This is a genomic window from Dyadobacter sp. CECT 9275, from assembly GCF_907164905.1.
Lineage (GTDB): Bacteria > Bacteroidota > Bacteroidia > Cytophagales > Spirosomataceae > Dyadobacter > Dyadobacter helix.
Genome location: NZ_CAJRAF010000001.1, coordinates 1868726 through 1881051, shown reverse-complemented (window position 1 = coordinate 1881051; position 12326 = coordinate 1868726). Strand labels below are relative to the sequence as shown.

Sequence of the window (12326 nt, the reverse complement as noted above, 5' to 3'; positions counted from 1 at the left end):
TACTCAATGAAAATTGCAATTATAGGCACGCGAGGGATACCGAATCACTACGGAGGTTTCGAGCAATTTGCAGAATACCTGGCCAAGGGGCTGGTGGAGCGGGGGCACGAAATTACGGTTTACAACTCGCATTCCCACCCCTATCAGCAGCCGGAATGGAATGGTGTAAAGCTGGTTCATTGTCACGACCCGGAAGATAAGTGGGGTACCGCAGGGCAGTTTATTTACGACCTTAACTGTATCAGGCACTGCCGTACACAGGCTTATGACATCATTTTGCAGCTTGGGTATACCAGCAGCACCGTTTGGGGTTGGCTGCTGCCGCGCAAAAACTGTATTATTACTACCAATATGGATGGGCTGGAATGGAAACGTACCAAATATTCGAAACCCGTAAGAGCGTTCCTCAAAAAAGCGGAGTACCTGGGAACCGTTTTCAGCGATTACTGGATCTCCGACTCACTGGGCATTCAGGATTATTTATCGAAAGAATATAATATATCTTCCACGTATATCCCCTATGGTGCTTTTCCTTTTGAAAGTCCGGACCCTGAAATGCTGGCGCAGTATGAGCTGACAGCCTCTGGTTTTAACATGCTCATTGCCCGTCTGGAACCCGAAAACAATGTGGATACCATTCTGGAAGGGGTTTCCAAAGCGGCAACAAAGTTACCGTTTCTGGTGGTTGGCAAACACGCCACGCATTACGGAGAATACCTTAAGGACAAATACAAAGCCTTCGGGAATATCCGCTTTGTTGGTGGAATTTATGATATCAACGCACTCAATAATCTGCGGTACTATTCCAATCTCTATTTTCATGGGCACTCCGTGGGAGGTACCAATCCTTCCTTGCTGGAAGCCATGGCATCCCAGACTCTGATTTGTGCCCATAAAAATGAATTCAATTCGACCATACTGGAAGGTGATGCGCTGTACTTTTCCAACAGCGACGAAGTCAAAAAAGTAATAGATACTGCGGAAAAGAAAATGTATCTTCCTTATGTGAGTAACAATCTGGACAAGATCAAGAATATCTACGAATGGAATAATATCATTGACCAGTACGAAAATCATTTTAAGCATATTTACTCAACGAAATCATGACATTTCACGAAACCTCCCTACGGGATGTATTGCTCATCCGACCCGCTATCTTTACAGATGAGCGCGGGCATTTTTTCGAGTCTTTTAATGCAGAGGTATGGCGCAAACAGGGCCTCACCAATCATTTCGTACAGGACAACCAGTCCTTTTCGAAAAAAGGGGTAATCCGCGGCCTTCATTTTCAGTCGGCACCTTATGAGCAGGGAAAGCTTGTGCGGGTGATCAAAGGCCGTGTGCTGGACCTAGCACTGGACCTGAGGCCACAGTCTCCTACTTTCGGCCAATACGAACTTTTTGAGCTCGACGGGGAAAGCGGTAACATGGTATTTATTCCCGAAGGTTTCGCTCATGGCTTTGCTGCCTTGGAAGACAGCATTTTTCATTATAAATGTACCGGCCAGTATAACAAGGCGGCTGAGGGAGGCTTGCGCTGGGATGATCCTTACCTGGCCATACCCTGGAACGTCACCAACCCGATTGTTTCTGAAAAGGACCAGTTACTACCTTTATTCCAGGATTTATTCAAAGAAAGCCTGCATCAGTGACCTGCTCATACCTTTCGATTTAACTCAGCTAAAATGAAAAAAATACTGATAACGGGCGGAGCCGGTTTCATTGGTTCGCACGTGGTACGCCGTTTGGTAAAACAATATCCGGATTACCAGCTATTTAACTTGGATGCGCTCACCTACGCAGGCAATCTTGAAAACCTGCGCGATATTGAAAATGAGACAAACTATACCTTCGTAAAAGGAGATATTACCGATGCCGGATTTATTGACCAGCTTTTTGAGGAAAACAACTTTTATGGAGTAATTCACCTGGCTGCGGAATCACATGTTGACCGTTCCATTTCGGACCCGATGGCTTTTGTGATGACGAATGTGATCGGTACCGTAAATTTGCTCAATGCCGCGAAAAAATCATGGAAAGATACCATGCAGGAGCATTTGTTTTACCACGTTTCAACCGACGAAGTTTACGGCGAACTGCATGACCCCGGCGAGTTTTTTCTGGAAACCACCAAATACGACCCCCGGTCGCCATACAGTGCTTCCAAAGCTTCATCGGATCATTTCGTAAGGGCTTACCATAATACCTACAAACTGCCGGTGGTGATATCCAATTGCTCCAATAACTATGGCCCCAACCATTTCCCCGAAAAGCTGATCCCGCTGATGATACACAATATCATCCATGAAAAATCATTGCCTGTTTATGGAAAAGGCGAAAATATCCGTGACTGGTTATACGTGGAAGATCACGCTAGGGCCATCGACGTTATTTTTCATCAGGGCAAAGTTGGAGAAACCTATAACATCGGCGGCCACAACGAATGGAAAAATATTGACCTGGTACTCCTCCTCTGCCGTACCATGGACGTAAAACTTGGCAGGGAACCGGGCTCTTCTGAAAAACTGATTCATTACGTAACCGACCGCGCCGGGCATGACCTGCGTTATGCCATTGATGCCTCCAAACTAAAAAATGAACTGGGCTGGACGCCTTCACTCCAGTTTGCCGAAGGCCTGAAAAAAACGGTGGACTGGTACCTTGCCAACGAGCAATGGCTGAACCATGTTACTTCCGGCGCCTACCAGCATTATTATGAGGGTATGTATACAGGCCGGTAGTGTCAGAGCCGCCCTGTTCGCCAACTATTTAATCATCACTTAATCAACGATTTAATTTCTAAAAAAATGAAAGGTATCATATTGGCTGGCGGGTCAGGTACACGCCTGCATCCCCTGACGTTAGCGGTTAGCAAACAATTAATGCCGGTTTACGACAAGCCGATGATCTATTACCCCCTTTCCATTTTGATGTTGTCGGGTATCAGCGAAATTTTGGTCATCTCTACGCCCCATGACCTTCCCCATTTTCAAAAGCTTTTGGGAGATGGCAGCAGCATGGGATGCAAATTCAGTTATGCAGTCCAACCCACACCTGACGGACTTGCGCAGGCTTTCATCATCGGAGCCGATTTCATTGGTACTGACAAAGTCGCCCTCGTATTGGGCGACAATATCTTCTATGGATCTGGTCTTTCCAAACTCCTGCAGGCCAACAACGATCCCGACGGCGGGGTGATTTACGCCTATCAGGTTCATGATCCCGAACGCTACGGGGTAGTAGAGTTTGATCCTGACTTCAACGCCCTATCCATCGAAGAAAAACCGGTACAGCCCAAGTCCAACTACGCAGTCCCAGGGCTTTATTTTTACGATAACGATGTAGTGGAAATAGCAAGAAACGTCAAACCGTCTCCTCGCGGAGAAATTGAAATAACCGACGTCAACAAGAAGTACCTTGAACTTGGGAAATTGAAAGTTGGCGTGCTGGACCGTGGCACCGCCTGGCTCGATACCGGAACATTTGAGTCCCTCATGCAGGCGGGTCAGTTTGTGCAGGTGATTGAGGAGCGCCAGGGACTTAAAATAGGATGTATTGAAGAAGTGGCATTCCGAATGGGCTTTATTGATGAAAATCAACTGGCCACTTTGGCAGCGCCTCTTGTAAAAAGTGGTTACGGGAAGTACTTACTGAGCCTTATTCCAGCCTTGTAAAAAACATGTCCGTCAAACTGTTCTCTGGTATATGCGCAGCAATCGGCATTCTGATCGTTTTTTACCTCAGCTGGCTGCCCAGCCCCGACTTCCATGAAAGCTGGTATTTCCCATCCGTACTGGCGAAATGGACCAACGTTCATGGAAGGTTACGCACCGGGGTACCCTTCGTATTTCTTGGGCTGCTTACCGAATTCCTCCCCCGCCCTAAGGGAATAACGCCTCCTTCATTCCGCTTTTTTTATTTATTGCTCCTCACATTTGCCGTAACCATAGCAGAAGTGGGCCAGCTTTTCCTGTCCCATCGTCATTTTGACCTGATGGATATTGTATGGGGAGCGGCGGGAGGTGCAGCCGGTATTGTGCTGAGTATGCTCTGGAAGCGAATCTTCTCCATAATAACAGCTCCTAAGCAATAGATCATCCCCCACATGACACCCGATTTGCTCACAAGTTTATTTCCAAATGATAGCTCTGAAACAACTTGGGGAAAAATTCCCCAGCCTGCTTGTTTCGCCCCACATTCCCCATAAGGCCAGGGTTAAACCTCTTCTTAAAATATTAATATTTTAAGAACTCTACTCAAAAAAAATGGCTGTTTAACGAAATTTTTCAACTCCGCGGCCTTCCAAATCAATATTGCCCTCAGGGACGTACGAAGGCCCTATTGAGCCCTAAAATCCGCAACTTCGCTTGTAGAAAAAAATCAAGAAAACATACTACAATATTCTACAACATAATTGTAAAAACAGCTTAAACTTTCCGATTTTCGGCCCTTACAAATAGAACAATAAAAAGAATTTCTTGTTATTTTAAAAAAATAAATTACCTAATAATTTAATAATCAATAAATTAACAAAATAACCATCAAGCTATACTTGGATATAATACCGGAATAACTTAAACTTGTCGTAAGAAATCATTCTATAAAATAATTGAATTACTACTACATGCATTCGATTGTGGCATAGATTTAATAAGATTGAGGTATTGTATTGGATAAGTGAAAAATCACAGAGACAGAAGCGAATGTGATTACCCGGATAAAAAGGTACAATTTAAAACTGAAGTTACTCAACACTAATAGGTTACTCAACACTAATAGTACTTATGAAAAGTCGTTACGCAGGTCTTCTCCCTAAAATTCATCTTTGGACTGATTTGGTCCTTTTGAATCTGTCTTTTCTCTCCGCCTATCTTTTCAGATTCGGGCACCCCGCAGACATTATGGATAACCAGTATATTAATTTGCTCCTGGTTGCCAATCTGGTTTGGATATTTACAATACACATTTTCAAAACCTACCTGTTCACCCGGTTGTCGTATCATTTCAACATTCAGCTGACCAACTTTGTGAAAGCTTTGGTGGTACATGCGGCGTTCATGATGGCATTCCTTTACCTTACACAAAAAGGAGAAGATTATTCAAGGATTCAGTTCCTGGCTACTTACGGACTTTATTTCGCGTCGGCAATGGCTTCCCGCGCAGTTGCCATCATGGTACTTAAAATGTACCGCCAGGCAGGTTACAATTTTAACCGTTACGCAATCGTCGGCACGGGTAATGTTGCTTCGCTGATACGCGATTTTTACAAAGACCGCAAAGAACTGGGTTACCGGTTTTGCGGTTCATTTGAGTTCAAAAACAGGGGCAACGAACTGAATTCCCTTGAAAATCTGATCAGAACAGAGCAGGTTGACTATCTCTACTGCTGCCTCTCGGATATGACCGACGAGCAGGTGCAAGGTGTGATTAAACTGGGAGAACGGCAGAAAACACAGGTGAGACTGGTTCCGGACTTCCGGGGATTTATGACCAACCGCGCAACCATTGAATACCACGACATGTACCCTATCATTCAGGTGAATACCAAGCCGTTTTCAAGCTTCAACGAGCAGACCATGAAAAGGAGCTTCGACCTGATTTTCTCCTCCATCGTCATGATACTGGGCGCACCTGTATTCCTGCTTATAGCGGCGATTATTAAAGTTGCATCCCCCGGGCCTGTATTTTTTAAACAAAAACGCAGTGGACAATGGGGGCAGATTTTTGAGATATACAAATTCAGAAGCATGTATGTGGATGCGGACAAAATGGGTTTAAAGCATTCTCAGGGAGACAATGATCCACGCATCACACCGATCGGCAGGATTTTAAGAAAATCGAGACTGGATGAGCTACCGCAGTTCCTGAATGTATTAAAAGGTGAAATGTCAGTGGTGGGCCCACGTCCTCTATACAAATATGATGTAGACATGCTCATGGAGGCCGAACCGCATGATTTTCAAAGGCTGCTTACGGTAAAACCCGGCATCACGTCCATAGGGCAGATCAACGTAGGGTATGCAGATACTGTTGCCAAGAATGTGGAACGTCTTAAATACGATCTGCAGTACCTTAAATCGTACAGCGTAATGGACGACGTTTCGCTGATCTTTAAAACGGTTCAGGTGATGGTATTGGGAAGAGGTCAGTAAAGATCCATACCTTTTTGAACATAGTGTCCAATCTGGAACATGCTATGTGGAATATCAGCTATTACGATTATGCTTCACCATCAAAATATCGGACGGGCAAAATGAATCTCGCTTATTGCCTTTCCGATATCTTCTAAAAATTATCAATAAATTTTACTCAACGTTATCTTAATGCCGGTCTGTCTGCTGAAACGTGGTCAGACCTTTTTTTTGTGAGCGCGTTTGATTTATTGCCTATTGTTTATCTTTGCCAATCTACATTTACTTAAAATCGTTGTATGAAAATAGTTGTTTTGGGTGCATCCGGCCAGCTTGGCAGTTGTCTGAAAAAAGTTTCCGGAGAAAGAAACATTACGGATATCTCCTTCCCTTCCGAAACGGAGGGTAATATCCTGGACCCTACACTGCTGGATCAGTTATTTGCCAAAGAACAGCCTTCCTACGTCATTAATTGCGCAGCTTATACGGCAGTGGACAAAGCCGAAGATGAACAGGAAATTTGCAGGAAAGTAAACCGGGACGGAGCGGCCTATATAGCGGAAGCCTGTAAAAAATACGGTGCTGTATTGATTCATATCTCTACCGACTTTGTATTTAAAGGCGATATCCCAAAACTGCTCAATGAAACGGACCCCACCTTGCCGGAGAATGTTTACGGTCTCACCAAGCTTGAGGGAGAAGAAGCCATTGCCACTTTACTGCCCGAACATTTTACGATAAGAACGAGCTGGCTGTATTCAGAATACGGAAATAATTTTGTTAAAACCATGCTGCGCCTGGGTAGTGAACGCGACCACCTGGGGGTGATCGTTGACCAGGTGGGCTCGCCCACCTATGCCATTGATCTTGCAGGAGCCCTATTAGATATTATTGGCTCAGGAAGCCAGGAGTATGGTATCTATCATTACAGTAACGAAGGAGTTACGAGCTGGTTCGATTTTGCAAAAACCATTTTTGATATCAGCGGGACGGATGTCATAGTTAATCCTGTCAAAACCTCTGAGTACGTGACCAAAGCAGTGCGCCCCGCTTATTCCGTCATGGATAAGTCCAGGTTGAAAAGTACTTTTGCTATCAAAATACCTTATTGGCGCGACAGCCTGGCCGTTTGTCTGGAAAGGCTTCAGGCCTCCTAGGTAGAGAAAGCCCCGCGGAGGTGGTTTCGTCTGCGGGATTTTCCCATCTTTATTTTTTTAATGCCTCATTACGGTTTACAACTAACTCAAAGTCTCTTCGTATCCGCTGATCCAATTTTGCCCTGTCCCTCCAGGCCCTGCTTCCATATACGCCCGCCTGTGTATAGTCAAAATATTTGAAACCGATTTTTCGAGCCAACACCCGGTGATCAAAGCGAAAGTCATCCGCCTCTGGCTTCAGAAATCCCGGATTTTCTATCACGCTATGAATGTCTCTGTTCCGGGTTTGCCAACCCTTTAACTGTTCTTTCTTAAATAATACCGTACCATCCTGGTTCCAGTAACAATTTGAATCCGATACCATACGTACCTTTTCCCAGGGGCCCATCAGCAGATCTGTTCCGGTATAAGATACGATATTGTTCCGGAAGGTGAAAGAGTGGGTAGTTTCCACCCGGGTAGCCTGTAACTGCGCCTTGATATTATAAGCAAAAATATTGTTGGTGATGAGATTATCCCTGCCATAATGCTGATGGAAACCGGCATTTTTACATCTGTATACCAGATTATCCCGCACGAGAATATGGCTCGATCCTTCATCCGTGTAAATACCCCAGCCGCCGTAATCCAGTGCATATATATCATGTATACGATTGTTCCTCACCTCGGTCCCCGGAGAAATTCCCAGCAGATAAATACCGCCCATGTCGCTCATTTCCGCCCATCCCAGATGATGAATGTGATTATCAGCGATGAGATTGTGGTGCGACGGACTTTTTTGATAACCCCAAACCCAGCCGCAGGAAATACCGGTATACCTGAAATCGGCAATTTCATTATGGACGATCCTGTTGTGATGACCATGAAAAACAATGATCCCGACACCACAGCTCAGAATGCGCCCGCCCGAATGAAAAATATTATTTTCAATGCTGACATGATGCGTTACCAGCGTGCTGTCGGCGGGCAGCGACGTTTCTCCGATTTTGAGGCCACCGGCTCCCAGGTCCTGAAAGTAATTTTTACGGATATCAATATGTGAGCTTTTCCTGAACCACATGGCATAGGAACCGGTGTGCTGAAAAGCACAGTTCCTGAAACTGATATGTGCTGAATAGTCCGCCTCAACCAGCGCAGGTGCAAAAGGAGCTGCCTGCAGTGGCTCAAACCCACCCTCCGGAATGTGAAACGCCGAATGCTCAAAAGATATGTTTTCAAAAGTGATATTTTTAACCGGTCTTGCAGCCGTTTCATCTCCTCTGATAATAATCAGCTGCTCCAGAAAAGGCGCCGTGAACTGGCAGGTTTCTATTTTTTCTCCGACCCGCGGCCTGTAATATAACTTGTTTCCGTTTTCCAGGTACCATTCCCCCGGTTTGTCCAGAGCAGATTTAAGATTTTCCAGTGTAAAAACAGATTGCACCGTAATCCTGTTCCAGGGCTGCATCTGTACCCCTGAAATGGTAACGGTTGAATCCTTCCTGTTAAAATGTTGGATGGGTTTAATGGTATTATCCCACAGGTGATTGAAGCGGATGATGGTATGCCTTATTTCCTCTTCCGAAAGTGCCGCCAGGATATTTACACATTCACCAGGTACTTTGATGTGCTGCAGAGCGGAATCGGCTCTTTCACCTTCCACTTTTCCAAGAATGGTTTCGGTAACAGCCACGGGATTGTAATACCCCTGGTTGGGGAATTTGGCACGTTCCAGCCGGTCCCCATTCACAAAAAGCTGCTCAAATGACCGCGTAGAGATCAGAGTTTCCGGAACATCAGCCAGCCATAACGTGTCAGAAATCTTTTGAAATGAGGTAATCTTAAACCCTCCGTGGAAAACTGCCTTTTTATTGGGATCCGAAGTAAACCGCAGATTGCTATCAGCAGATGTCAATTCCAGCGCCCGGTTGGGATAGTAATCTCCGGTCTTTATAAAAATGGTCATCGGCTTTGAAACATCCTTCCGGTGCAGCTGCCTGGCCAAGTCTCTGGCCCTTTCCAGAGAAGCTACCGGATTTCGTTTACTGCCATCGTGCCGGTCCTTGCCATCAGGAGAAACATAGATGGTTTGCGAAAATCCGAAATGAAAATTCAGTAAAAGAAGTAATACAAACCAACCAACTTTTTTCATTCAACAGAAGGGACTATTTTTTTATTTATTTACAACTACTATACTATAATTTCCCGAACCCACCCCAATCATTGCATACCCATTTTCCCAGCCCTTATTTTCCACTCCAGACTGACGTATAGATTTCCCATTGAGCCTGATGGTGGAGGTACTGGAAGACGGAATGCAGATCGCTGCTCTGGTATTGACCGGTACTGTCACATGCATCAGCAACCTTCCTTCTTCCTTCTTCCAGGAAGATACTATTTCACCATTTACAGAGTGATAACTTGCTTTCAGTTCATTGATACCCTCTTTTCCCATGCCATCGGGTGAAATTTCTGGTCTGATTGTAAATTCAGAATATCCGGGCTGTGTTGCTTTGATACCTGCTGCATTGCCAAACATCCACTCACATACTGCCCCGAAAGCATAATGGTTAAAAGAATTCATGGCTGCATTGTATTTAAAACCATCTTCTTTGGTGAAGCTATCCCAGCGTTCCCAGATAGTGGTGGAGCCATTGGCTACCTCAAACCCCCAGGATGGGAACTCTTTACTCAGAAAAAGCCGATAAGCCATATCTGTATGCCCGGTAGCAGACAGAGCAGGAAGTAATGGCTTTGCTCCCAGGAAACCTGTGCCCAGTTTGCCTCCGTTTTCTTTCAGCAAGTCCATCAGATATTCGCCCGCTTTTGCAGTATTATTTTTGGAGAGGAGGTTCATATAAATGGCATTGGCATATATCGTCTGGGTATGTCCGGTAAAACCCAGCGCTCCATCCACATACCCTTCGCCATTGCCGTAGGCAGCAGCATTACAAACAAATTTGCCGGAAGCATCGGTATAATAATTTTTGATGGCCTCCTGTATTTTCACAGCCATTTTTGAGAAGCGTTCCTGATCGGCCGTTTTTCCTGTTGCCTGCGCCATTTCGGCCATCATATCAGCACAATAGAAAAAATAAAAAGATGCAAGCATATCAGGAGGCGTTTTCTTGCCAAAAGATAGCCAATCGCCGAAGCCGCCCTTTGGAAGAAGGTCAGCAAAATTATTTTCTTTGAACACATATTCCCCCTTGCTTCTTTTTTCCAGGAAATCAAGGAAACGTGTCATGTGCGCCCATCCTTGCCTGATCATACGCGTATCACCATACGCTCTGTATATCTGATAGGGGCAAACGATACCTGCTTCCATCCAGCCCGGAGAAAAGGTATCCGAATCCCGTATATTGGGACGAGGTGCATATAGCGGATAAGCCCCATGGTTATATTGTGCATCATTAAGGTCTACAATCCACTTTGTAAAAAAGGAGGAAACATCTCGGTTATAAGTTGCTGATTTCACATAAGTCTGGGCATCCCCGGTCCATGCCAGCCGCTCATCCCGTTGGGGACAATCGGTGGGTATTTCCACGTAATTAGACCGCTGCGTCCAGTCGATATTGCTGTAAAGCTGGTTCACCATGGCATTATCCGTTTCGAAATGACCCACCTTTGGCGTGTCTGAACCCAGTACCAGGCCCTTAACGGTTTCCTGATCTGGCTTTTGTTTTAACCCGCTCACTTCCACATACTGAAACCCGTGAAAAGTAAATTTGGGCTCCCAGGTTTCTCCGCCGGCGTCACCCTTTAATATATAAGTATCTGTTGCTCTGGCTTTCCTTAAGTTTTCCGTCATCAACCGGCCATCCGAATGCAGTTTTTCACCAAAACGCAACCGTATGGTATCTCCTGCCGCACCTCTCACCCTGATCCTGACAATTCCGGCGAAGTTCTGTCCCATATCAAATATATATGCACCGTTGGGCCTTATAGTAAGTGTCTTCACAGGTAACGTCTGAGTCACTTTTACAGGCGGGCCAGGATGTATCTGTAGCTGTAATTCAGGCCTATCTGCAAATATTTCTGCCACTTTCCACGCCTTATCCTCAAAGCCAGGCTTATCCCAATTCTTAAATTCAAGTCTTGCATCGTATGTCTCACCATTTAGTATATCCGACTCCTGCAATGCCCCGTAATTTACTTTCCAGTCTTTGCCTGTTACAAATGTTTCGCTCTCCCCATTTTCATAATTTACCTCAAGCTGAGCCTTTAGCACCGGGACTTTACCATAAAATGCCCTTACCACCGGATTCTTTACCAGAAGCGCATAACCCAGGTAACCGGCATACCATCCGTAAGATATTTGTGCTGCCAAAGCGTTTGTACCCTGCACCACCCTATCGGTAACGTCATATACCTGGTAATATACTCTTTTGTCGTAGTCGGTCCAGCCGGGTGCAAGGAAGGCGTCCCCGACTTTTTTCCCGTTCACCGAAAATTCATACAACCCCAGCGCCGTCACATACAGTCTGGCTTTCTTTACCCTTTGGGTGATTCTTATTTCCTTACGCGTATAAGGCGCTGGTGGCAAGTGATATTCCGGCCCCTTACCCAAATGGTCCAGGTCCATCCCTATCCACTCTCCTTTCCATTCATTTTTCCCAAGCAACCCCATTTCCCAGCGAGCCGCCTTGCTCCAGGGACCGGGCAGCCCGTTTTTGTCCCAGCTCCGCACTTTCCAGTAGCAAATCATACGAGAAGCCAGCGCCTTGCCGTGGTATTCCACCTGATTTGTCTGACGGCCCGGCATTTTTCCTGAATTCCAGAGGTCCGATTTTTCCGGTGTCAGCTTGTCAACCGATGTAGCCACCAGTATCTGATAGCCGGTTTGTTTTTGGTTGGCAACCGCCGATGTAAGTTCCCAGCTGAGCCGCGGCGAAGTTACGTCCGTAACCGGGTGCTGTTTGTACTCACATTTTAACAACCGAGGGGTCAGGTCGGATGCTTGGGAAACAATCCCGGGGATCAGACTTGTAAAGAGATAAAATATTATTTTTTTCATTTTGATATCATTTATCCTGACTTGAAGAGCCGGTTGCAAAAA

The 12326-nt window shown here is 45.5% G+C and carries 9 protein-coding genes; 7 read left to right on the top strand and 2 right to left on the bottom strand.

Translation table 11 applies throughout. The features are described 5' to 3' along the window. Window positions 1-6: 6 nt before the first annotated feature. The 7 genes from KOE27_RS07775 (at window position 7) to rfbD (ending at window position 7288) form a co-directional block, all read left to right on the top strand. Window positions 7-1107 (top strand): DUF1972 domain-containing protein, encoded by a 1101-nt coding sequence (locus tag KOE27_RS07775; RefSeq protein WP_215238238.1) that lies wholly within the window; start codon window positions 7-9, stop codon window positions 1105-1107. Next, a complete protein-coding gene (rfbC, locus tag KOE27_RS07770; RefSeq protein ID WP_215238237.1) occupies window positions 1104-1652 on the top strand; it encodes a dTDP-4-dehydrorhamnose 3,5-epimerase in 549 nt (182 codons plus the stop codon). Before KOE27_RS07775 ends, rfbC begins: the two co-directional genes overlap by 4 nt. 33 nt (window positions 1653-1685) lie before the next feature. Further along, window positions 1686-2741, top strand: a complete 1056-nt coding sequence (gene rfbB / locus KOE27_RS07765) for a dTDP-glucose 4,6-dehydratase (RefSeq protein ID WP_215238236.1) — start codon at window positions 1686-1688, stop codon at window positions 2739-2741. Between the two features lie 66 nt (window positions 2742-2807). Continuing rightward, window positions 2808-3674, top strand: a complete 867-nt coding sequence (gene rfbA, locus KOE27_RS07760; RefSeq protein WP_215238235.1) for a glucose-1-phosphate thymidylyltransferase RfbA — start codon at window positions 2808-2810, stop codon at window positions 3672-3674. 5 nt (window positions 3675-3679) lie between these two features. Then, entirely contained in the window at window positions 3680-4093 is a 414-nt protein-coding gene (locus tag KOE27_RS07755) for a VanZ family protein (protein WP_215238234.1), read from the top strand. A gap of 691 nt (window positions 4094-4784) precedes the next feature. Next, window positions 4785-6152, top strand: coding sequence for a sugar transferase (locus KOE27_RS07750; RefSeq protein WP_215238233.1), 1368 nt, complete (start codon window positions 4785-4787; stop codon window positions 6150-6152). A gap of 278 nt (window positions 6153-6430) precedes the next feature. Further along, window positions 6431-7288, top strand: a complete 858-nt coding sequence (gene rfbD, locus KOE27_RS07745) for a dTDP-4-dehydrorhamnose reductase (protein WP_215238232.1) — start codon at window positions 6431-6433, stop codon at window positions 7286-7288. Between the two features lie 49 nt (window positions 7289-7337). Here the strand turns inward: rfbD and KOE27_RS07740 are convergent, their stop codons facing one another. Together KOE27_RS07740 and KOE27_RS07735 are read right to left on the bottom strand one after the other, a co-directional pair. Next, window positions 7338-9419, bottom strand: a complete 2082-nt coding sequence (locus KOE27_RS07740; RefSeq protein WP_215238231.1) for a right-handed parallel beta-helix repeat-containing protein — start codon at window positions 9417-9419, stop codon at window positions 7338-7340. Between the two features lie 21 nt (window positions 9420-9440). Continuing rightward, entirely contained in the window at window positions 9441-12284 is a 2844-nt protein-coding gene (locus tag KOE27_RS07735) for an alpha-L-rhamnosidase (RefSeq protein WP_215238230.1), read from the bottom strand. Between the last annotated feature and the right edge of the window lie 42 nt (window positions 12285-12326).

Excerpts from the sequence above, each read along its gene's own strand:
- KOE27_RS07755 (WP_215238234.1), top strand. The coding sequence starts at position 3,680 with ATGTCCGTCAAACTGTTCTCTGGTATATGCGCAGCAATCGGCATTCTG.
- KOE27_RS07775 (WP_215238238.1), top strand. The coding sequence starts at position 7 with ATGAAAATTGCAATTATAGGCACGCGAGGGATACCGAATCACTACGGA.
- rfbB (WP_215238236.1), top strand. The coding sequence starts at position 1,686 with ATGAAAAAAATACTGATAACGGGCGGAGCCGGTTTCATTGGTTCGCAC.
- rfbC (WP_215238237.1), top strand. The coding sequence starts at position 1,104 with ATGACATTTCACGAAACCTCCCTACGGGATGTATTGCTCATCCGACCC.
- rfbA (WP_215238235.1), top strand. The coding sequence starts at position 2,808 with ATGAAAGGTATCATATTGGCTGGCGGGTCAGGTACACGCCTGCATCCC.
- rfbD (WP_215238232.1), top strand. The coding sequence starts at position 6,431 with ATGAAAATAGTTGTTTTGGGTGCATCCGGCCAGCTTGGCAGTTGTCTG.
- KOE27_RS07750 (WP_215238233.1), top strand. The coding sequence starts at position 4,785 with ATGAAAAGTCGTTACGCAGGTCTTCTCCCTAAAATTCATCTTTGGACT.
- KOE27_RS07740 (WP_215238231.1), bottom strand. The coding sequence starts at position 9,419 with ATGAAAAAAGTTGGTTGGTTTGTATTACTTCTTTTACTGAATTTTCAT.
- KOE27_RS07735 (WP_215238230.1), bottom strand. The coding sequence starts at position 12,284 with ATGAAAAAAATAATATTTTATCTCTTTACAAGTCTGATCCCCGGGATT.